Here is a 21,179-nt window from a genome sequence, read left to right as displayed (position 1 = left end):
AGCGGGGGCCAATCCGACCGGACGACGGCTGCTGCCTCAGCCGTGGACGAAAAGCATTGTCAGAACGACGTGCAGGGCTGTTCCGGTCAGGATGCTGAGCACGGCATTGCGCCGCCACAGATGCACCGCAACCGTGACGGCGAGGGCCGGTCCGGTGACGGTCCACTGGGCGGGGGTGCTGTCGCGCAGGGTGTACGCGGCGAGAACGACCATCACACCGACGGGCATGTGCCGGCTCAGGTAGGCAACGGTAGCGCTGGTCCGCAGCGGTGCCAGCAGGGCGAACGGCAGTGCGCGCAGTGACCAGGTGATCGCGGCACATACCGCGACGGCCGCAATCAGGTAGCCGGTGTCAGGCACGAGTGAGCTCTTTCCTGGCGAAAGGTCGACCGATCAGCAGGGCAACGGTGAACAGCCCCAAGGCGACGGGCAGCATCTGCCCCGGGAGCAGGACTCGTGCAACCAGTGCACACAGCAGCGCCACGATCACGACCGGGATATCGCGTTCGGCACGGTAGCCGTCGACGGCGAGTACGACGAACAACGCGGTCAGGGCGAAGTCCAGGCCGTCGAGCTGTACCGGCAACAGTGCCGCGGCACCGGCGCCCACGACGGCGCCCGCGACCCAGTAGCCCTGACACAGGACCTGCAACCACAGGATGCGCCGGCCGCGCCACTCCCGCGCCGATGCGCCCGTGGTCAGTGCGTAGGCCTCATCGGTCAGCGCGAAGGTCGCATACCCCTTTGCCCATCGGCCGCGGACCCGGTGCAGCGGAAAGGAGAGCGCGTAGAAGACGTGGCGGAAGTTGACCAGGAACGCGGTCAACGCCACCTGAGCCAGCGGGGTGGCAGCGACGACGAGCCCGATGAGCAGGAACTCCAGGGACCCGGCGTAGACGACACCGGCGAATACCGGCGCCCACCACCAGGCCAGCTGCGAATGCACGACCAACACGCCCAGAGCCACGCCGAGGGGAAACAGTGCCAGCCCGACCGACCCGGAGTCGGCCAGCGCCGCCCGCAGATCCGACGGCGCCGGTTCGGCGCCGGGAGCCGCAGGATCGGACGGGGTGGTCTCCCTTGAACTATCCACCTGGTCATTTTATGTCTCTTAGCGGGTAATATGGTTTCCAAAAATGCCTCGTATCAGCGAATGTGAGACATCGATGCAGCTGGATTCGGTCGATAGAGATATTTTATTCCACCTCCGCCAGGACGGCCGCCTGACGAATGTCGAACTGGCCAAACGCGTGGGCCTGACCCCACCGCCCTGCCTGCGCCGGGTGAAGCGGCTCGAGGACGCCGGGATCATCAGCGGCTACCGGGCCCGCATCGATCCGGCGGCGACCGGTCGCGGGTTCGAAGTCGTCGTCGCGGTGGAAATCAGTATCAACGACCTGCAGACCGTGGAGGAATTCGAGAAGGCCATCGCCACTTACGACGAAGTCGTCGAATTCCACCGTCTCTTCGGTCGTCCCGACTACTTCGTCCGGGTCGCGGTAGCCGACCACGAGGTCTTCGAAACCTTCTTGACCGGCAAGCTCATGGGTTTGCGAGCCGTCGCCCGGGTGGATTCCCACCTGATCATGAAGAAGATCAAAACCGACGACTGAGCACCGGCAATTCAGTCCCGATTCGATCGGCAACGGTCCGAGCACCAGGGGGCCGCGGCGGAAACCTGTTGTCTCGGCGGGCTTCCGGCAAGGAGTTCCAGTGCGTGGGCGGAGGGTGATCCGGGTTTCGTCCCATAGACCATCAGTGTCTGTTCGGGGTCGTCTCCTGGGATCAACGCCTGGTAGGTGACGGTGAGGTCGCCGACGAGCGGGTGGTGGTATCGCTTGGTGCCGGTGCTGCGTTCGTGGACGTGATTGCGGGCCCACAGGCGCCGGAATTCGGGGCTCTGGATCGAGAGGGCTCCGACGAGGCGACCCAGTAGCGGGTCTTCCGGGTGTCGCCCGGCGTCCATGCGGAGCATGGCGGCGGTATCGGCCGCCACCTGCTCCCAGTCTGCGTAGAGCTCGCGTGCGTGCGGGTCGAGGAACACGAACCGGGCCTGGTTGCGCTCCTCGGGTGGCATGTTGTCGAAGTCGGCGATGAGACGTGCCGCAAGGTGGTTGTGCCCCAGGACGTTCAGCCCCCGTCCGAGCACGAAGGCGGGGCGGCGGACCGTCTCGAAGGTATCGAGCAGTGATTGCGTCGCCGCATGTAGTCGTTGTGGCTTTGCTGCCCGTCGACGCCGGGCAGGCGCAGGACGGGCGACCCTGTGGAGATGCGCTCGTTCGGACTCGTCGAGTCGGAGCGCGTCGGCAATCGCCTCGAGCACCTCCGGGGAGGCGCTCTTGCTGCGGCCCTGCTCGAGACGGGTGTAGTAGTCGACGCTCACGCCGGCGAGCATGGCGAGTTCTTCCCGGCGCAATCCATCCACCCGCCGCCGCCCGCCGTCGACGATACCGGCCCGCTCCGGGGTCATCCGTCCGCGTGCAGCACGGAGGAAATCCGATAGACGGGGCTCGAGTTGTTCGGACATATCCCCAGTCTCCTCGTCCTCGCCCGGAGGTGAGAGGCCGCTGGGGTGCCCAGTTTGTCCCAGGAAACGGTGGGCCTTCTCGGGGATCTCGTCCGCTTTCACGATGGATGAGTCGCGGTTCCGCGGCGGACCTTCAAATCCCTTCCGAAAGGAACTACTTCATGTCTGTCTGGATGATCACCGGTGCGGCACGCGGACTCGGGCTGGAGATCGCTCGTGTCGCCCTGGCCGGCGGCGAGCAGGTGGCCCTGGCCGCACGCCGACCCGAGGCGATCCCCGAGAACGTCCGCAACCACGCGAATGCACTGACGGTACGTCTCGACGTCACCGACGCGGCACAGATCACCGCCGCGATCACCGAGATCACGAGCCACTTCGGCTCGATCGACGTGTTGGTCAACAACGCCGGCCGTGGGCTACTGGGCGCACTCGAGGAAATCACCGACGCCGAAGCGCGTTCGCTGTTCGACGTCAACGTGTTCGGCCTGATCAACACGACTCGTGCGGTCCTGCCCGTCATGCGTGCGGCAGGTTCGGGCAAGCTCGTGCACATCGGCTCACGCTCGGGCTACGAGGGCGAGCCCGGGGTGAGCATGTACTCCGCATCCAAGTTCGCCGTCGCCGGCATCAGCGAGGCGCTCGCCGCTGAACTGGACCCCTTCGGGATCCAGAGCATGGTGGTCGAACCGGGCGTGATCCGCACCGACTTCCTCGACCTCTCCTCGGTGCGAATGCCCGAGGGCCGGATCGCCGCCTACGACGGCACCCCTGCCCACGACACGCTGGATTGGGCCGGCGAGGCAAACCACACTCAACTCGGCGACCCGGTCAAGATGGCGGCCTTCATCTACCAGGTCACCTCTGGGCCGCGGCTGCCGCTGCACCTGCCCATCGGGCAGGACGCGCTGGACCGCCGCACGGTGATGACCGAGCGCCTCGCACGCGAACTCACACCTGTGCGGGAGGCATCCGCCGCCACGGCGCACGTCGAGAGCGCGTGACCCGCCGCCGCGCCCCATAACGGAACCTTCACCGAGTACAACGGGTTCCGCAACCTCAGCGCACGAATGACCAAGTGGCACTGCCGCACCCGAAGCTACTCGATCCATGCCTGCCTTCCATGCCCTTGTATCCGGCGCGCCGCGCGAACGACATAGTCGGCTGGAACCGAGTGCCGGGCGCTGTGCGCTACGCGTGTTTCACGCTCAGCGCATACAGCTAACAGCGATCGGAGGTGTCGGGTTGCATTGGTGCGATGCGGACTCGACACGGGACACGGTGAGCGTGGAACGAGAACACGTTGAGGGGGAGCCGGTGCGACCGCGCACCTACACAGGACGGCTTGTTACCCGTCAACGCGAAAACCGCAGATCAGAAAGCTTCTGATCTGCGGTTTCGAAGTGGAGCTAAGGGGACTCGAACCCCTGACCCCCACATAGAGCGTCATGAGCCCACCAGCCCGGACAGGACCGGTGTGCGGAGCCCAACCCCAACGATCAGCTCAGCGCGGCGACCGCCTTAACCGGGTAGGGCAGGTACACGACTTCGCGAAGCATGCTCGGCTGTAACGGAATTAAGCGCTTTGATCGCAGCTTTCTGCGAAGGCAAACCCGCGCGGCGCCTCTCCGCGGGTTGCCCCCGAGACCAGCAGCAGGCAATCGGCCCCGCGCTGATCGTTGGTCAGAACGTCAAATTCCCCGACGGACGACAGGAAAGCGGCCCGGTTCACCTCGCCGAGATGGCCAGGAGCACGAGAAGAGGGCTGACCAGCACAAAGGGTGGAACCCGCCGATAGTGCCGCCTTCAGTTCTCGAACAGTCTCCTCTCGGCGAAAGCCTAAGACCGATGCCACCTCGACGACGAAAGCGCGGGGTTAGCGGTGGGCCCGCTCGAGTCTTGCATCTACCGCCTTCTTCCCGACGTGGCACGCGGCCGACGCAGTGCGATCAGAGCTTCTCGATCGCACTGTGGCGTCCGACTACGCCTGCGGGCAACGACGCACTTTGCACCCTGGCCAGGCTGATGACGACCGTCAGATACGCCCCACCACGAAAACTATCCAGGCATGCACCGAGTCGTGGTAGACAGCCTGGCCAGCGGCCAGCATCCGTGTGTCGGGGGTGCGTCTCCCTGGGTGATGAAGCCCTTACCGGGCCTCAAGCGAACAGAGCGGTGAATCGCCAGTCCAGTACCTGCTGTGGCGGTGCGTCCCCGCGATGGGAGAAAACAATCGATCGCAGGTCGAGGGTTCCGCCGGTTGGCAGTATCGACGCGTTCTCGACGTACAGGTCGCTGGTGAGGGTATCTCCTTCGGCGACTGCGGCCGTATGATCGCAGGATTGCCAGCCGAGTACTGTCACCATGTTCGGCAGCGCTCGTACTGCCTGATCGAGGGCGATACCGATGGAGTGGCCACCGTAGACGAGGCGACCGGTGGGACTCGTCCGCTCATCGTGGTGTGTGGCAGCGATATTGAGGGTGAGCCGGGCCAGTTCGGGTGCACTGCTGACGACATCGCCGCTCGAGGTGAACCTGACACCCACCAGCGACGGGTCGAAATGCGGTCCTGACACTGCGGATCGGTAGGCATCGAGATCGGTTCCTTCGGGCACTGCCCAGTCCGTTGCGTGCGATTCGCCGATCGTGGACAGATCGTCGGTACGGGTCACCTCGACCGGATCGACCGCGGGGTCGACCGGCAGCATGGCGCATCGGTGGAAGTCCAGCACGGTCCGTCCGTGCTGGTCCACTGTACTGATACGCAATACGGCTAGACCCGTCGCCGGGCGACCGGGTCTGATCGAGTTGCTTTTCAGGCCGACGACCGCGGTGGTGGTCGACAGCGTGTCACCGATCGAGGGCAGGCGATGTAGTCGCAGGCCGCGGTAGAAGAGGTTGGCTTTGACGTGATTGGTGGCCAGAGTCGATTGTCCGATCGCGATATCGGTGACAAGCCCGGGGTGCGCGACCGGGCCACCGGCGACCGTTGCCGCCAGCGACCTGTCGAGCATCAGGCGCAATCGATTGCCGACGATCGCCTGGTGCGCGGCAGCGAGCCCGTCGGTCAAGGTGACGGCGGGGGCGGTATCGAAGACCTGCCCGACGGCCAACCGGTCGAAGTAGGGCCCGCCGACGACAACAGTCCGGGTGTGGTCGAGAGTTGTCATTGCCTCGCTCCGATCTTGGTCAGCGTACGGCGGGCGGCGACGGCAAGAGCTTCGTCGAGCATCCGGCCGTCGAGTTGAACGGCTCCCACACCCTGTTCCTCCGCTTGTTCGAGTGCGGACAGCACCCGCCTGGCGAAGTCGACCTGTTCAACGCTCGGAGTGAACAATTCCAGCGTGGTGCCGGCCTGTGCCGGGTGCACAACCCATTTGCCATCGAACCCGAGATCCGCGGCCCAGTGGCCCGCACGGCGGAACGCCGGGTCGTCGGCGATTCCGAGGAAGGGACCGTCGATCGCCTGCACGCCCGCCGCACGCGCGGCATGTAGTACCCGGTCCTGAACATAGAGCCACTGTTCGGGCGGGGCCGCGGGCGACCGGCCCAGTGCGGCACCCAGATCGGCGTATCCGATGATCACGGCCTCGATCCGGGACCCGGCGGCGATCCGGTCGACATTGTGGATTCCGGCGGGGGTTTCCACCAGTGCCTGCAGTCGCACCTCCGTGCCGCCGGCCTTGTCGAGTATCCGGTCGGCGGCCTCGAGGTCCACGGTCGAGCCGACCTTCGGAATCACGATCGAGGACAGGGCATCCGCCACTTCGCAGAGTGCGGACAGGTCACGGCGGAACCATCGGGTATCCGGTCCGTTGACCCGGACGGAGACCGGCCGCCGGGGTCCGTACTCACCGACCAGCTCGGCCACGACCTCCCGCACCTCGTCCTTGCGACCGGCAGTGACAGCATCTTCGAGATCGAGAACGACCTCGTCGACAGAAGAATCGAGTGCCTTGCGGGCCTTACGCTCATCCGACCCGGGTGCGACCAGAATTACTCGCCGGCATGTAGCAATCACGATGAGTCCTGCCGATTACTTCGCGACGCGTGTCGGCGAATCGATAGTCACTGCTTCGACTCGTGACTCACGCAGTCGCAAGCATTCGGTGCTGTCCAGCGCCGGCGAGGCGCACAGGTAGAGCTGGTCGCCGCGTGCACCACCGGTTGCGCAGGCCAGGACGAGTCGGCTGGACCGTACCCGCTCGATTTCCCGGCCCTCCGCGTCGATTCGAACTGCGGCGCGGCCGAATACATCCGATACCCAGATATATCCCCATGTATCCATTCCGATGCCGTCCGGCGCGAAGTCGACGAACAGCTCCTTGCGCTCGGTGAGACTGCCGTCGGGAGCAAGGCGGAAGCGAGTCAGCCGTGCGCCGAACGACTCGGCGACGAATAAATACTCCCGGGTTTCGTCGACGACGATTCCGTTGCTGAACGCCAGCCCGGAAGCCACCTCCCGGTATTCGCCGTCCGTTTCGACCAGGAAGAGTCGGCTGGTCGCCGGCGGGGTGAACCGGCCGTGGCATACGTTGTCGATATCTTCCGGATCGGAGAGGAAGGCGTGGGGGTCGAATCCGGTTTCGCCGACGTAGCATCGGCCGGCGGAGTCCACTGCCAGATCGTTCAGTGTCGAGATGACCGAATCGGAGAGGTCCGCGTGCACGACCATTTCATCGTCGTCGAACCGGACGATTTTTCGCTCCTGCATGAGAACCACCAGGAGACGTCCGTCGGGTAGCCACCCGATGCCTCCGGGCGCGCTCGCAACCTCGATCGTGCGTGTATCCGAACCGTCCGGCCGAACCGAGATAACTCGGTTCAGATGCATGTCGACGAACCAGACGCGACCGTCGTGGTAGCGCGGGCACTCGGTGAACGAGTATCCGTCGGCGACGACTTCGAAGGAAGAGTTGACAGTCATCGAAATACTCCATTTCTTGGATCAGGCTTCGGAACGCACGGCTGTTCCCTCGGCCTCGGTGACAGACCATGTTTGCGGACGTCGCGGAATCGCGGCAGCGAGTATCGCACCGAGAATTCCGAATGCCGCAAAGACGTAGAAACTTGTTTCGACGCTGCTACCGGCGGCGACGAGGAATCCGATCAATGTCGGGCCGCCGAGTGCTCCGACCCGGCCGGCGCACGAGATCCACGACAGTGCGGCGACTCGGGAGTTGTCGGGATAGTCCGTCGCCACGAATCCGGACATCAGCAGCTGCGCTCCGAGAGTTCCGGCACCGGCGACGAATACAAGGACATAGACCAGGCCCAGCGGAAGCGCGATGCTGAGGGCGAGAATGCTCGCTGCGGCGGCGAGAAATACTGCGATCATCACCGTCCGCGGCCCTGAGGCGTCGGCGCGCCTGGCGAGTAGCGGCGGAATTGTGGCCGCACCCAGATTGAGAGCAATCAGGAAGGTCAGTGCCGACCCGAGTTCGTATCCGTTCGCGCGCATCAGCTGCGGAAGCCAGGTATTCAGCCCGTAGGTCAGCACCAGCCCACTCGCACTCATCAGTCCGAAGACGATGGTTCGCACCCATACTCCGTCGACGAACAACGCCTTCGGGCCCCGCGCAGTGCCGGAACTCGGGTCGTCCTGCGATGCGTCTGCATAATCCGCGGGACGGCGCGTTGCCGAGGATTCGGGAAGGGTGAAATACATCAGTGGCACCAGTGTGACCAGGGGCAGAGCACCGAGCGCGAAGAGGAAGCGCCAGCCCAACGGCTCCAGCGCTACTACGCCGACGAGCGCGGCGACAACACCTCCGACGGGGTATCCGGACCAGGCGATGGCGCTGTATCGATTCCCCTTCCCCTCCGGCGCGAATTCCACCGCAAGCGCCGCCGCGAGCGGAACGAACGCGCCGATACCCAGCCCCGCCAGGAAACGGGCCCCGCCGAGCATCTCAGCGGTCGGCGCCACAGCGCAGAGCGCCATCCACGCCGAGAACCAGGCGCACGAGGCGATGGTCAGCATGCGCCGGCCGATGAAATCGGCCAGTGCACCGGAGACCAGGGAGCCGATCAACATACCCACGACCGTGAGAGTGCTGATCAGCCCCGCTGTCGCCGGCCCGATATCCCATCCCTGCGGGGACACCAACTGGGGCAGAACTGTCCCGTAGGAGACCAGGTCATACCCTTCAAATGCCAATCCGGCGAAACACAGTGCCAGTACCGGGATTCGGGATCTGGCGTTGACTCTGGACATGGTGACTCCCTCATATAGACGACATTCCGCGCTCCATATGCCGAGGCGTGCCGCGCTGTCGTCGCGGGCCTCTACCCCCCGGGCGGCCGAATCGGCTGAACGGGTGGGGAGGCTGGGATACCTCGCCGACGAACCGGTCCGAATCGGAGACTCCGGCCGCATATCGAGAAGCGCGTGGCAGCATCGGTCCGGCCTCGGCTCGCGGCGATCGGCCGGGTTGTCTGCGCGGCGACCTGCGTGCACTGGCAGTGCGTATGTCCGGAAGTGAGCCTAAGCACAACAGGTCGTTGTGTCAACCATCACCATGTCGAGTCAGTTCCGAATTTGCCCTGTTACGGCTACTACCAGGGCGTCGACCGACGTTGCGTCATGTCGGCGACACCCCCCGGGTCTACGCTCGCAGCATGGACAACACTGCATCGACTGAGACGACAGAGCTGCTCCCGGTGCGTGAGCAGCAGCGGTTGATGACACGCCGGCGAATATTGCATGCGGCACGCACGGTTTTCGAAGAGCGCGGTTACGGGGAAGCGTCCATCGGCGATATCACCAAGGCCGCGAAGATCAATCGATCCACCCTCTACCTCCACTTCGCCAACAAAGCCGAGGTTTTCAACGAGGTATACGAGGCCGTCCGCAAGCAGCAAAGCGCACGCTACTGGTCACTACTGAACGTCGCGCTCGAGGAAGGCACCGAGTCTGCGCTGCGGAACTGGCTCGACAACGCCTTGACCTGGTGGGAGGACCACGCGAAACTGTTGCCCGCGATTCACGAAGCCATGGCCGGCGATCTCGAGGTAGCCGCGCGCTGGAAGGACCAGATCGACCAGCTCGCGCACGAACTCGACGGATACCTGCAGACGATCCCGCCGGAGCACCGTGACGAACGGCAACTGCGCATCGAACTGCTGATGGTGCAACTCGATCAGCTGTGCTTTCGATGCATCGTGCAGAAGGTTTTCATACTGGAGCGCGCGACCCTGCTCGATGTGGTGACCGGACTGTGGGGCGACGCCCTGAACCTGAAGAAGGACCGTAGCTCCTGACCGCTGCCCGCCCGGGCTCTTCGGTCTACGAATACACACGCTCGACGAGTCGCCCCACTTTCGCGCAGTCGAGAACCGGAGCCGAGTTCACCTACACGGCGATCAACCTCCCTCCCGTCGCCACAGAGACCGGCACGCCGCCCCCGGCGGCGTGCCGGTTATCGGCGCCTGTCCACGGAAGCGACCACTCGAAATTTACTCGACATAGTGTTGCTTGACTCACCATCATGTTGCGCGTAACGTCCCCACAGATGGTGAATAGGCGAAAACCGTCGACGGACCGGCCTTTCGAAGCCGGGTTCCTGTTGCGCGCTTACGCCGATCTCCGCGCGGTGCCATCGATCCGATGACGAACCGCCTCTCCGACCGGTGGCATGCCCACCGATGTGGACCAATCCGGAAGACAGGACCAGTCAAGTGAACGAGATCCAGAGGGGTCGGCCCGAGACCTTCCCCGAGGCAATGGCCGCGCTGGCCGAATCATTCGCCGATACGGAAGCCGTGGTGGCACCGGAAGGACGACTTACCTTTGCCGAATTAAATTCCCGCTGTAAAGATTTCGCCGGATCGCTGGCCGCGGCCGGCCTGCGTCCCGGTGACCGGGTGGGAGTACTGCTGCCGAACGGCCTGCGCTGGCTCGTCGCTGTGCTGGGCGCCCAGCGCGCGGGACTGACTGCCGTTCCGATCAACACCTGGTATCGCTCCAACGAACTGGCGCATCTGATCGCCTCCGCGGATCTGCGGTTGATCGTGACCGAGGATCTCGTCTTCGGCAAGGACATCCCCGCCGAACTCGCCGCCGCCGGATATCCCGGAACATACACATCCGCCACACGCGGAGAGCAGTACCTGGGGGCATTACTGTGGCCGGCCGCCGAACCCTTTCCGCCCGCTGCACAGCGCGGACCTTGCCCACCACAGACGTGTGGACCGTCAGATCCGGCAATGATTCTCTACACCAGCGGCAGCACAGCACTTCCGAAACCGGTTCCCCTCGAACACGGCAAACTACTGCGCAATGGTCGCGCGATGGGTGATCGCATGCATGTGGTCCCCGGTGATCGCCTGTGGTTCGCGATGCCGTTGTTCTTCGGGTACGGCGCGTGCAACGCCCTTCCCGTCGCACTGGCCCACGGGATCACCCTCTGTATCCAGGAGAAGGTCGAAGGCGATGCGGCCCTGGAATTCATCGAGGCCGAGCGCTGCACTGTGTTCTACGGCCTGGCCACCGCCGTGCGCGCCCTGCTGGCTGCGCCGAGTTTCGGACGACGGGACATCTCGTCGCTGCGGACGGGACCAGTCGGATTCAATGCCGAGGACAAGCGACTGGCGATCGAAGGCCTCGACATAACCGAAGCGTGCAGTGCCTACGGGCTGACCGAGTCATACGGCTTCGTCACCATGTCCGACGCTCACGACGACCTCACGATCAAGCTCAATACGCAGGGGATATGCCTTCCCACCCAGGAAATTCGGATCACCGACTCCACAGGCGCTCCGTGCCCGCCCGGATCCGTGGGCGAGATCGAGATCCGCGGTTGTGTCATACCCGGCTATCTGGGCGGCACCGAGATCAACGCCGGTACACGGACCGCGGACGACTGGTTCCGCACCGGTGATCTCGGTGTGCTGGACGCCGACGGAAGATTGTCCTTCGGCGGGCGCTGGAAGGAAATGCTCAAGATCAAAGGGATCAACGTGGCGCCGCTCGAAGTGGAGGAGATCATATCCGGCCACAGCTCGGTGGACCAAACGTACGTATTCGGGTTGGAGACCCCGGAAGGTGACCAGGAGATGGCCTGCGTTGTGGTGCCGGCCGTCGCTGTCGGCGACCACGAAGCGCTTGCCCGCACGCTGACCGAGTACATCCGCGCTCGTGCCGCCAGTTATAAGGTGCCCGGCCGTTTCGTCGTGATGGAGTCGGCGGCGGTACCGCAGACTGCCACCGGCAAGGTGAGCAAGCTGAAACTGCGCGACATGCTCACCGAGGGCGTGCGATGAGCACCGCCGAAACAATCCGGCGCACGCCGCGCTTCGCCGAGCTTCCGGTACTGCCGGACCGCGACGAACATCACGGCTGGGATGTATGGGGCCGCCACGACGAAATCGGCACGCTCAACCTCATCGGACCCCGGCAGCGGCTCGCCGCAGCCCGCACCATCCGGACCGGCGAGATGATCTCGCTGTGCCTGCCGTTGGACGAGCCGAATCCGGGCTTGTTCGGCGAACGCGCTCCCTACGACCATATCGTCGAAGACACCGCAGCCGGGCACGACGACCGGCTCGACCACTTCTATCTGCAGGGCTCCTCCCAATGGGACGGGCTCAGGCATATCCGTGCCGGACGCAACGGCTACTGGGGTGGTCGGCAGGAGTCCGACCTCGCGACCACCGACACCCTCGGAGTCGATCACTGGGCAGCCCATGGGTTCGGCGGGCGCGGAGTTCTGGTCGATATCGCCCGCTACCTCGCCGACATGGGAACCCCGATGGCCCCGGACGAACCGGTCGTGATCACCGCAGCCATGCTCGACGCGGCGGCGGCTGCCCAGGGAACAACCTTCGAGTCGGGCGACATACTCGTGATTCGCACGGGTTGGACGGAGTGGTACCGCACGCGCCCACTACAGCACCGGCTCCGTATGCGGGACACGATCGGTGCCGGGTTCGCCTGCCCGGGGCTGGATTCATCGAAACAGATGGCCGGCTATCTCTGGGACAACGAATTCGCGGCGGTGGCTGCCGACAACGTCGGCGTGGAAGTCTTCCCGATCGACCGCCGGAAGGGATTCCTGCACCGCCGCCTGATCGCACTACAGGGCATGCCGCTGGGCGAGTTGTGGGCTCTCGAAAGGCTCGCTGCCGCATGCGTCGACCGCGGTCACTACGAATTCCTGCTGGTATCCGGAGTCCTTCCCTTGCCACGCGGAGTAGGCAGCCCCGCGAACGCCCACGCCATCATCTGATCCGCCTTCAACGAGGAAAGGAACTTCCGCTGTGCCACTCGGTCCGCTCCGACAGGTAGCCATAGTCGGGATCGGGATGACCGAAGTCTCCCGGCGCTCCCCCCGCACCGCACTGGATTTCGCCGCCGAAGCGTTACGGCTGGCACTCGATGATGCCGGCCTGCGTGTACACGAAGTCGACGGGCTGTTCACCAATGTCGGCTATCCACTAGCCGTCGACTACGACCGGATGGCCGAAGCGTTCGGGCTCGGAATCCGAGCAGCGGTGCAGACATGGACCCACGGACGCTTCGTCGGACCGGCTCTGCAAGCGGCGGTGCAATCGGTTGCCCTCGGAATGTCCGATATCGCGGCATGCGTGGCGGGCGTATCTTTCTCCGGACTCGGCACGGTCGGTGGCGCCGGAGATCTCGAAGGTATGCGCCAAGGCGGCGGGTCGCACGGGGAACTGCCGCACTACGGTATGACGGCACCCGGCGCCGGGGCAGCGATGGCCTTCCAACGCTATTGCGCCCGATACGGCTACGACCCGGAGCTCATCGCCGCGGTGCCGATCGCCTTCCGCAAGCACGCCCGGCTGAACCCGGCCGCGCAGATGACCGATGCCCTGGAAACCGACGACTACCGACACCAGCCCTTCGTCGTCGAACCGTTGCGCCGGCCGGACTTCGCCCTGCTCAGCGACGGCGGCGGATGTCTGCTCGTCACCACCGTCGAACGTGCCCGCGACCTGCGCCGGCCCGCCGTGGTCGTGGCCGGAATGCAAGGACTGCACGCCGGTCGCAACGAATTCATCTTCGCCCCACCCGGACTCGGGGTCTTCTCGCAGAGCGACACCCGGCGCATCGAGCGCAATACCGTCTACACCCAGGCGGGGCTGACGGGGCCGGCCGATATCGACTCGCTGCAGCTGTACGACGCCTTCTCACCCAATCTGGTGTTCGTCCTCGAGCGCTTCGGATTCGCCGGAGAAGGACAGGCCCTCGACTGGCTGCAGAACGGCCGGATCGAACTCGGCGGTGAGCTTCCGGCCAATACCGCCGGGGGTCTGCTGTCCGAAGCACATATCTGCGGATGGGGTCACATGGTCGAGGCGGCCCGCCAGCTTCGCGGTCAGGCCGGGCCCCGGCAAGTGACCGGCTGCGAAACCGTCCAGTGGGCCACTCCTTTCGGAGATTCGCTCATTTTCACAAAGGACAGGTGATCAGACAGTGTCGGACCGACGCCCACTTCCCCTCCGCTACCCCGAGGACATCGAGCACCTCGACGGGGCGGCGAATTCCCTGCTGCGCATCCCCCGATGCCGCACCTGCGATCGGCGATTCTGGCCACCCGGGCCCGTATGTCCCCACGACTTCACCAGCGATATCGGCTGGGACACCGATCCGGGAACCGGTCGTGTCAACAGCTGGGTCCGGTTCCACAAACAGTATTTCGCCGGAGACGAGGTGCCCTACATCGTGGTCCAGGTCCGGCTCGACAGCGGCCCCAACATCACGACGACATGGGCCGGCGATGCGGAACCGGTCATCGGCGAGCCGGTTTCGGTGTCGTTCCGGACGGTGGACGAGCACACGCCCCTGCCGGAGTTCGGCCCGGTGGTCAGGGAATGTTCGCGATGAATACCGCTGTGGTCGAGGACCTGCGCCGCGCGCTTCCACCCGGCCGGACCATCGACGACCCTGCCATTCTCGACAGCTACGCACACGACGAAGCCGTGTGGGCCCCGCACCGCCGGCCGGTGGCCGTCGTGCGGCCGCGAAGCGCGGAAGAGATTCAGCAGATCGTTCGCATCTGCCTGGAACACCGCGCACCGGTGGTGGCCCGCGGCGCGGGAACCGGGCTGTCCGGCGGCGCCAACTCGGTCGACGGCGCCGTCGTGCTGTGCACCGAACAGATGACAACGATCAAGGAGATCGACACGACCGAACAACTCGCCGTCGTCGAGCCCGGTGTGGCGAACGACGATCTCCGGAAGGCCTGTGCCGACCACGGCCTGTGGTACCCGCCGGACCCGGCGAGCGCCCAGTGGTCGACGATCGGCGGGAATGTCGCAACGAACGCCGGCGGTCTCTGCTGCGTGAAGTACGGCGTCACCCGCGATTACGTACTCGGCATGCAGGTGGTCACCGGTCGCGGGGAGCTGGTGCGGCTCGGCCGCCGCACCGCCAAAGGAGTCGCGGGTTATGACCTGGCGGGTCTGATGGTCGGTTCCGAGGGAACACTCGGCATCATCTCCGAGGTAACGGTACGTCTCCGCCCGGCACGTCCGCCGGAACGTACGATCGCCGGCTACTTCGACTCACTTGCCGCCGCCGGGCACGCAGTTGCGGCGGTCGGGACGGCGGGTCTCATACCGTCGGCACTCGAACTCATCGACCGCCACACCCTTCTCGCCGTCGACGCATGGAAAAACATGGGGCTGTCCGACGAAGCGGATGCCGTACTGCTCGCGCGCACCGATACGCCGGGGGCCGGCGGCGAAGAGGAAGCCGCGGCAATTCTGGCCTGCTTCACCGAGTCGGGTGCGAGCTGGGCGGCGATCTCGTCCGACCCCCAGGAGGCCGAAGCGCTGTTCGCGGCCCGCCGGCTCGCGTACCCGGCCCTCGAGCGGCTCGGGCCCGTCCTCACCGAAGACGTCTGCGTGCCCCGTGCCTCCGTTCCCGAGATGCTCACCAGGATCGAGGCGATCGGGCAGCAGCACCGAATCACCATCGCCAACGTTGCCCACGCCGGTGACGGGAATCTGCACCCGCTACTGATCGTCCCTGCCGACGACGCTGACGCGAGGCGACGGGCCGAATATGCCTTCGAGCGCATACTCGATTCCGCGATCGAGCTGGGCGGCACGGTCACCGGCGAACACGGTGTCGGGCTGTTGAAACGCAACGGGCTGACTCGGGAGTTGACCGAGCCGGTTCTGGCCATGCACACAGCGGTGAAACAGGCCCTCGACCCGCACGGCATGCTCAACCCCGGAAAAGTGATCGCACCGTGCGCGCCGCGCTGCTGACCCGGACAGGCGGACCCGGCGCTCCTCGCGCACCAGTGTCGCGCCGCAGCCCGGCACGCCGGCCATCGACCAAGTCATCGAGCCGGTATTCGACAGTGCCGCAGCCGAAATAGGGTGCCGGCCCGTCAACCATCCAGTATTCGATCACTCGAGGAGAGATATCCATGGACAGCACCGAACTCGACCGCACCCGCTTCTACGTCGAGGGACAGTGGGTGACACCGCTGGCGGGCGATACTCAGGTATCCCTGGAAGCCGCGACCGGAAAACCATTGGGGACGGCAGCCCTCGGGTCGGCAGCCGATATCGACGTCGCCGTCCGTGCCGCCGAACGAGCACTGCACGGTCCGTGGGGCAGCACGACAGCCGCCGAGCGAGCAACCATCATGCGCCGGTTCGCCGAAGCGCTGGCTGCCCGGGCCGATAACACCTCGGCCCTGGTCAGCCGGGAGAACGGCATGCCCATCGCACTGTCCCACGCCTTCAACGGTGCAGCGCCCGCGGGACTGCTCCAGATGTATGCCGACACCATCGAGTCCACACCCTTGGAACGGGCCCGGCCCAGCCAGGCTGGGTCCACCATCGTGCGCCGTGAACCGGTCGGTGTCGTCGGGGCGATCACACCGTGGAACTATCCGCAGGTCCTGGCGATGATGAAGATCGCTCCGGCGCTGGCCGCGGGCTGCACGGTCGTGCTGAAACCGGCTCCGGAAACGGCGCTCGACGGCTACGTTCTCGGCGAGGCCGCCGCCGAGGCGGGTCTGCCGCCGGGCGTGCTGAACATCGTGGTGGCGGGGCGGGAGGCAGGTGCGGCGCTGGTGTCGCACCCGCTGGTGGACAAGATCGCCTTCACCGGTTCCACCGCGGCCGGACGGATCATCGGCGCCGAATGCGGCCGGCTGATCCGCCGCTGCACCCTGGAACTCGGCGGCAAGTCCGCTGCCGTCGTGCTCGACGACGCCGATCTCGCCACCTTCGTCGCCGGGCTGGGCGACGCCACATTCCAGAACAACGGGCAGACATGTACTGCGCAGACGCGCGTGCTCGCGCCGCGTTCCCGCTACTCCGAAGTCGTCGACGCTGTTGCCCAGTACGCGCGCGATATGGTGCTGGGCAACCCTTTGGACCCCGCGGTGACATGCGGACCGATGGCCAGCGAAGCCCAGTTGGAGCGCGTGCTCGGCTACATCGACCTGGGCAAGAAGTCCGGCTCGAAGCTCGTGGCCGGCGGCGCCCGCCCGGCCGGCCTGCCGGATGGCTGGTTCGTCGAACCGACCGTCTTCGCCGATGTCGACAACTCGGAGCGCATCGCACAGGAAGAAATCTTCGGACCAGTCATCACCGTCACGCCCTACGACACCGACGACGACGCCGTCCGGCTGGCCAACGACAGCGAGTATGGCCTCGGCGGATCGGTGTGGACCTCCGACGAGGACCGCGGTATCGCCGTGGCACGCAAGGTCCGCACCGGCACCATCGGCGTGAACTACTACATGCAAGACCTCGGCGCTCCCTTCGGCGGCATGAAGAGCAGCGGCATCGGACGTGAACTCGGGCCGGAAGCCCTGGACGGTTACCTCGAGTACAAGTCGATCTACGCCGGCGCCGCACAGGCCGGTTGAACCCGGCCCCCGAAGGAGGAACATCGTGCTTGCACAGACTGCGGGACTGTCCGACGTCCAGACCGAGATTCTGGCCACCGTACGCACTTTCGTGAACAAGGAAATCATTCCCAACGCACCGGAGCTCGAACGAGCCGACCGCTACCCCGCCGAGATCGTCGAGACCATGAAGAAAATGGGCCTGTTCGGCCTGACCATTCCCGAAGAGTACGGAGGTCTGGGCGAGTCACTGCTCACCTACGCGCTTGTCGTCGAGGAGATCGCCCGCGGCTGGATGAGTGTCTCCGGTGTGATCAACACACATTTCATCGTCGCCCACATGATCGCTCAGTACGGCACCCCGGCACAGAAGAACAAGTATCTGCCGCTGATGGCGACCGGCGAGATCCGGGGTTCGTTCTCGATGTCGGAACCCGATCTGGGCTCCGACGTCGCGGCGATCAAAACCCGCGCCCGGCCCGACGGCAACGACTACATCATCGACGGCGCCAAGATGTGGCTCACCAACGGCGCCTCGTCCAACCTCATCGCGCTGCTCGCGCGCACCGGCGGGGACGATGTGAAGCCCAGCCGAGGGCTGACGACCTTCCTGGTCGAGAAGCCGGAGGGCTTCGGCGAGGTCGCGCCCGGCCTGACAATTCCAGCGAAAATCGAGAAGATGGGATACAAGGGCGTCGACACAACCGAAGCTGTCTTCGATGGTTTCCGGATCCCGGCCACCCAGGTCCTCGGTGAAGCACCGAATCGCGGATTCGCCTTCATGATGGACGGCGTTGAGGTCGGCCGCGTCAATGTCGCGGCGCGTGCCTGCGGGGTCGCCATCCGGGCGTTCGAACTGGCCATCGAGTACGCGCAGCAACGCAAGACTTTCGGGAAACCGATCGCCGAACACCAGGCCATCGCGTTCAAGCTCGCAGAAATGGCATCCAAAATCGAAGCCGCGCATCTCATGATGGTCAACGCCGCACGCCTGAAGAGCACCGGCGAACGCAACGATATCACCGCGGGTATGGCAAAACTACTGGCCAGCGAATACTGCGCCGAAGTCACCCAGGAATCGTTCCGAATCCATGGCGGCTACGGATACTCGAAGGAATTCGAGATCGAACGACTGATGCGAGAAGCGCCTTTCCTGTTGATCGGCGAAGGGACCAGCGAGATCCAGAAGACCATCATCAGCCGGGGCCTGCTCCGCGAATACCGACCGAGAAACTGAACGCAGCGCACTGATACATCCACGGCTCGCGCCACAGCCCACCACCGACAGGATGGAATTTCATGTCCCTCGACTCCGACAAGCTCCCCCTATCCGGACTTCGAGTCGTGGAGGTATCCAGTTTTGTCGCCTCGCCGCTGTGCGGGCTGACACTCGCACAACTCGGCGCCGAGGTGATTCGTGTCGATCCGCTGGGAGGCGCGGCCGACCACACCCGATTGCCGACCACCGGCAACGGCACCAGCATCTACTGGACCGGCCTGAACCGAGGCAAGCAATCCGTCGCTTGCGATATGCGCAGCCCTGAAGGGCAGCGCGTGATCCAGCGACTGATCACCGCACCGGGCGACGGCGGCGGCATCCTGGTGACCAACGCCGGCGGACGGGAATGGCTCGGACACGACGTCCTCGAACGGATCCGGGCGGATGTCATCACCCTCGAGATCCTCGGCCGGCGCGACGGGACACCCGGCGTCGACTACACCGTCAACGCGGCCGTAGGGTTCCCGTTCCTCACCGGTCCGGCCGGCAATCCGGAACCGGTCAATCACACGCTTCCCGCATGGGATATCGCGTGTGGTTTCTACGCCGCGTTCGCGCTCACCGCGGCGGTGTTGCACCGCACGAAAACCGGGGCGGGTACCCAGATCACACTTCCTCTCGAAAACATCGCATTGTCGCTTGCCGGAACTCTCGGATACCTCACCGAGATTCAGGTCAACGGCAGTGAAAGACCCCGGACGGGTAACCATGTGTACGGCACCTACGGAACCGATTTCGTGGCCGCCGACGGTTCCCGTTTCATGATCGTCGCCCTCACTCCGAGACACTTCCGGGGGCTCGTCGCGGCGACCGGCACCACCGCCGCTGTCGAGGCGCTCGAGTCGGCACTGGGCGCGGACTTCACACAGGACGCCGACAGGTTCCGCTACCGCGATCTGCTCACCGCGCTGTTCGCCGACTGGTTCGCACAACACACCGCCGACCGGATCACCTCCGCATTGCGCGAATGCGGTGTCCTCCACGAGCGCTACCGGACCTTCACCGAAACCTTCGCCTCACCGGATGTCCAGGACAACCCGCTCTTCGCCGAGCTCGACCAGGCAGGCGTCGGAAATTACCTGGCGGCCGGCACGGCAGCGCTGTTCGACAACCGGCACCTACGCTGCGGAGCCGCACCAAAGCTCGGACAGGACACTACCCACGCCCTCACCCGGGTCACCGGGTTGCCGGAGTCGGAGATAGCGGAAATGGTCGAATCGGGGATCCTGGGCAGGGATGCGCGAGAATGAGATGGGCACTGGGTTCGTTCGCGCCCGATAGCCGTAAGGGTTACTGCGTCGGGGGAATCGTCCGGGAGTCCGCGAGCGCACAGGCGGCGATCGACCGGGTGAGGCCGGAGAAGGTGCGCGGGTCCCAACCGGTCAGTTCGCGCCATCGGCCGAGTCGGTAGACAACCGTGTTGGCGTGCAGGTGGCTGGTGCGTGCGCACTGGGTGATCGACATGTCGGCCGCAGCGAAAGCAGCAACCGTCTCGCGGAGGGACGGGTGGGCGTCGGCGATCTCGGCGGCGTGGTAGACGTCGTCATCGAGGAGGTCGGCGAGGCTCATCACGCAGTTGATGAGCCAATCGTCATCGAATCTGCTGACGGCGTTCCGGGCGGATGTCGCGGACAGGGCGAGCTGAGCCTGCCGCAACGACCGTGCGGCTCCGTCGACCCCGGGATGACCGGAACCGATACCGACTCTGAAGGCGGCGGTCGCGAGTGACTCCACAACCTGGGCAATGCTGTTGTCGTGCGCTTGGATCACGACGACCTGTACAGCGCCGATACCTCCCCGAGCGATCACCAACCCGTCCGCGAAATGCGGCCCGGGTTCGACAGCGCTGTCCGATTCCCCGCGCTTCCGGGCGTACGCGAGCCCTACAAAGGGCCTTGCGGAGTCGAATCCGAGGTACTCCGCCAACCTGGCGGCTTCGGCGCCGCGGGCATCGGTGTTGAGTAGATCGATCAGTCGCTGCGACACCGCCATCTGTACTCGATCACGGGCACGGGTCTCGGATCCGTGTGCAAGAGCAAGAGTGGATGTCACCGATTGCAGTGATTCGAGCATGAGGGAAGCCAGTTCCGGCAGCAGCTTCTGTACCTCCCCCGGGGCCGCACTCAAGTGCCTCCAGAGTTCTCGGTCACCGACGTGGTACGCCCTGATGACCACGTCGAGCGCAATCGCCTGGCGAGCGCGGCGCCGGGCCAGCGCCCGCACCTCGCCGAGATCATCCTGATCCCAGGTTCGCCGTTCCCCGAAAGCTATGAGCCTGCGCCGGAGCTGCTCCCGGACAGCTTCCCGGTGCTCGTCGTAGGGAACCAGCGCGAAGTCGGCGAGTTCGGTGCGAATCCGGGCGACCGCGTCATCGGTGATCGTGTCGAGCCGGTCGAGCACCGAGTCGACAACACCGACCACCGGCCCCCAAGAAGCTTGACTCACGATTACCTCCTTTTGTGTAACTCTCACAATGATAGCGGTCGCGCACACCGATAATTCGCGGATTTCACCGTGGTTTCCCACCGTGAGC

General features: G+C 65.2%; 19 protein-coding genes. 11 read left to right on the top strand and 8 right to left on the bottom strand.

Annotation, left to right across the window (positions count from 1 at the left end; all coding sequences use genetic code 11):
- Window positions 1-36 precede the first annotated feature (36 nt).
- The gene (locus NV2_RS08950; RefSeq protein ID WP_067871077.1) at window positions 37-360 is read right to left on the bottom strand and encodes a branched-chain amino acid transporter permease; all 324 of its coding nucleotides are present in this window, start codon (window positions 358-360) and stop codon (window positions 37-39) included.
- Window positions 353-1,093, bottom strand: coding sequence for an AzlC family ABC transporter permease (locus tag NV2_RS08945; protein ID WP_084474205.1), 741 nt, complete (start codon window positions 1,091-1,093; stop codon window positions 353-355). The genes NV2_RS08950 and NV2_RS08945 overlap by 8 nt, the downstream gene beginning before the upstream one ends.
- Window positions 1,094-1,172: 79 nt before the next feature.
- Between NV2_RS08945 and NV2_RS08940 the strand changes: the two genes are divergently transcribed.
- Entirely contained in the window at window positions 1,173-1,613 is a 441-nt protein-coding gene (locus tag NV2_RS08940; RefSeq protein WP_210749408.1) for an Lrp/AsnC family transcriptional regulator, read from the top strand.
- A gap of 11 nt (window positions 1,614-1,624) precedes the next feature.
- Here NV2_RS08940 and NV2_RS08935 read toward each other — a convergent pair whose 3' ends face one another.
- The gene (locus NV2_RS08935) at window positions 1,625-2,527 is read right to left on the bottom strand and encodes a helix-turn-helix transcriptional regulator (RefSeq protein WP_084474203.1); all 903 of its coding nucleotides are present in this window, start codon (window positions 2,525-2,527) and stop codon (window positions 1,625-1,627) included.
- Window positions 2,528-2,688: 161 nt separating this feature from the next.
- On the opposite strand from NV2_RS08935, the gene NV2_RS08930 reads away from it, so the two are divergent.
- The gene (locus tag NV2_RS08930) at window positions 2,689-3,528 is read left to right on the top strand and encodes an SDR family oxidoreductase (protein WP_067871075.1); all 840 of its coding nucleotides are present in this window, start codon (window positions 2,689-2,691) and stop codon (window positions 3,526-3,528) included.
- Between the two features lie 1,155 nt (window positions 3,529-4,683).
- Here NV2_RS08930 and NV2_RS08925 read toward each other — a convergent pair.
- From NV2_RS08925 to NV2_RS08910, 4 genes are read right to left on the bottom strand one after another with little or no spacing between them, the layout of a single operon-like run.
- Window positions 4,684-5,694 carry a MaoC family dehydratase gene (locus tag NV2_RS08925; protein ID WP_067871074.1) on the bottom strand — a complete coding sequence of 337 codons (1,011 nt, stop codon included), beginning with the start codon at window positions 5,692-5,694 and terminating at the stop codon, window positions 4,684-4,686.
- Window positions 5,691-6,545, bottom strand: a complete 855-nt coding sequence (locus tag NV2_RS08920) for an HpcH/HpaI aldolase/citrate lyase family protein (protein WP_373863542.1) — start codon at window positions 6,543-6,545, stop codon at window positions 5,691-5,693. Before NV2_RS08920 ends, NV2_RS08925 begins: the two co-directional genes overlap by 4 nt.
- A 15-nt stretch (window positions 6,546-6,560) precedes the next feature.
- Window positions 6,561-7,451, bottom strand: coding sequence for an SMP-30/gluconolactonase/LRE family protein (locus tag NV2_RS08915; protein WP_067871073.1), 891 nt, complete (start codon window positions 7,449-7,451; stop codon window positions 6,561-6,563).
- A gap of 21 nt (window positions 7,452-7,472) precedes the next feature.
- On the bottom strand, window positions 7,473-8,741 hold the full coding sequence (locus NV2_RS08910; RefSeq protein WP_067871072.1) for an MFS transporter: 1,269 nt from the start codon (window positions 8,739-8,741) through the stop codon (window positions 7,473-7,475).
- 404 nt (window positions 8,742-9,145) lie between these two features.
- On the opposite strand from NV2_RS08910, the gene NV2_RS08905 reads away from it, so the two are divergent.
- The 9 genes from NV2_RS08905 to NV2_RS08865 all read left to right on the top strand — a co-directional run bounded on the left by NV2_RS08905 (window position 9,146) and on the right by NV2_RS08865 (window position 19,896).
- On the top strand, window positions 9,146-9,787 hold the full coding sequence (locus NV2_RS08905; RefSeq protein ID WP_168436136.1) for a TetR/AcrR family transcriptional regulator: 642 nt from the start codon (window positions 9,146-9,148) through the stop codon (window positions 9,785-9,787).
- 417 nt (window positions 9,788-10,204) lie between these two features.
- A complete protein-coding gene (locus NV2_RS08900; RefSeq protein WP_245662516.1) occupies window positions 10,205-11,788 on the top strand; it encodes a class I adenylate-forming enzyme family protein in 1,584 nt (527 codons plus the stop codon).
- A complete protein-coding gene (locus NV2_RS08895) occupies window positions 11,785-12,753 on the top strand; it encodes a cyclase family protein (protein WP_067871070.1) in 969 nt (322 codons plus the stop codon). The genes NV2_RS08900 and NV2_RS08895 overlap by 4 nt, the downstream gene beginning before the upstream one ends.
- A gap of 76 nt (window positions 12,754-12,829) precedes the next feature.
- On the top strand, window positions 12,830-13,957 hold the full coding sequence (locus NV2_RS08890; RefSeq protein WP_067871069.1) for a thiolase family protein: 1,128 nt from the start codon (window positions 12,830-12,832) through the stop codon (window positions 13,955-13,957).
- A gap of 7 nt (window positions 13,958-13,964) precedes the next feature.
- Window positions 13,965-14,375, top strand: a complete 411-nt coding sequence (locus tag NV2_RS08885) for a Zn-ribbon domain-containing OB-fold protein (RefSeq protein WP_067871068.1) — start codon at window positions 13,965-13,967, stop codon at window positions 14,373-14,375.
- A complete protein-coding gene (locus NV2_RS08880) occupies window positions 14,372-15,766 on the top strand; it encodes an FAD-binding oxidoreductase (protein WP_373863541.1) in 1,395 nt (464 codons plus the stop codon). The genes NV2_RS08885 and NV2_RS08880 overlap by 4 nt, the downstream gene beginning before the upstream one ends.
- Window positions 15,767-15,930: 164 nt before the next feature.
- Complete coding sequence (locus NV2_RS08875; RefSeq protein WP_067871066.1) at window positions 15,931-17,388, top strand: aldehyde dehydrogenase; 1,458 nt, start codon at window positions 15,931-15,933, stop codon at window positions 17,386-17,388.
- A 25-nt stretch (window positions 17,389-17,413) separates the two neighbouring features.
- On the top strand, window positions 17,414-18,604 hold the full coding sequence (locus tag NV2_RS08870) for an acyl-CoA dehydrogenase family protein (protein ID WP_245662515.1): 1,191 nt from the start codon (window positions 17,414-17,416) through the stop codon (window positions 18,602-18,604).
- Between the two features lie 62 nt (window positions 18,605-18,666).
- A complete protein-coding gene (locus NV2_RS08865; RefSeq protein WP_067871065.1) occupies window positions 18,667-19,896 on the top strand; it encodes a CoA transferase in 1,230 nt (409 codons plus the stop codon).
- 40 nt (window positions 19,897-19,936) lie between these two features.
- Here NV2_RS08865 and NV2_RS08860 read toward each other — a convergent pair whose 3' ends face one another.
- A complete protein-coding gene (locus tag NV2_RS08860; protein ID WP_168436135.1) occupies window positions 19,937-21,091 on the bottom strand; it encodes a PucR family transcriptional regulator in 1,155 nt (384 codons plus the stop codon).
- Window positions 21,092-21,179: the final 88 nt, after the last annotated feature.

Origin of the sequence: Nocardia vermiculata NBRC 100427 (assembly GCF_001613265.1) — a bacterium.
Lineage (GTDB): Bacteria > Actinomycetota > Actinomycetes > Mycobacteriales > Mycobacteriaceae > Nocardia > Nocardia vermiculata.
The sequence above is the reverse complement of the archived record's forward strand: the minus strand, read 5'-3'. Positions and strand labels throughout refer to the sequence as shown.

Excerpts from the sequence above, each read along its gene's own strand:
- NV2_RS08935 (WP_084474203.1), bottom strand. The coding sequence starts at position 2,527 with ATGTCCGAACAACTCGAGCCCCGTCTATCGGATTTCCTCCGTGCTGCA.
- NV2_RS08930 (WP_067871075.1), top strand. The coding sequence starts at position 2,689 with ATGTCTGTCTGGATGATCACCGGTGCGGCACGCGGACTCGGGCTGGAG.
- NV2_RS08925 (WP_067871074.1), bottom strand. The coding sequence starts at position 5,694 with ATGACAACTCTCGACCACACCCGGACTGTTGTCGTCGGCGGGCCCTAC.
- NV2_RS08915 (WP_067871073.1), bottom strand. The coding sequence starts at position 7,451 with ATGACTGTCAACTCTTCCTTCGAAGTCGTCGCCGACGGATACTCGTTC.
- NV2_RS08910 (WP_067871072.1), bottom strand. The coding sequence starts at position 8,741 with ATGTCCAGAGTCAACGCCAGATCCCGAATCCCGGTACTGGCACTGTGT.
- NV2_RS08905 (WP_168436136.1), top strand. The coding sequence starts at position 9,146 with ATGGACAACACTGCATCGACTGAGACGACAGAGCTGCTCCCGGTGCGT.
- NV2_RS08895 (WP_067871070.1), top strand. The coding sequence starts at position 11,785 with ATGAGCACCGCCGAAACAATCCGGCGCACGCCGCGCTTCGCCGAGCTT.
- NV2_RS08890 (WP_067871069.1), top strand. The coding sequence starts at position 12,830 with ATGACCGAAGTCTCCCGGCGCTCCCCCCGCACCGCACTGGATTTCGCC.
- NV2_RS08880 (WP_373863541.1), top strand. The coding sequence starts at position 14,372 with ATGAATACCGCTGTGGTCGAGGACCTGCGCCGCGCGCTTCCACCCGGC.
- NV2_RS08875 (WP_067871066.1), top strand. The coding sequence starts at position 15,931 with ATGGACAGCACCGAACTCGACCGCACCCGCTTCTACGTCGAGGGACAG.
- NV2_RS08865 (WP_067871065.1), top strand. The coding sequence starts at position 18,667 with ATGTCCCTCGACTCCGACAAGCTCCCCCTATCCGGACTTCGAGTCGTG.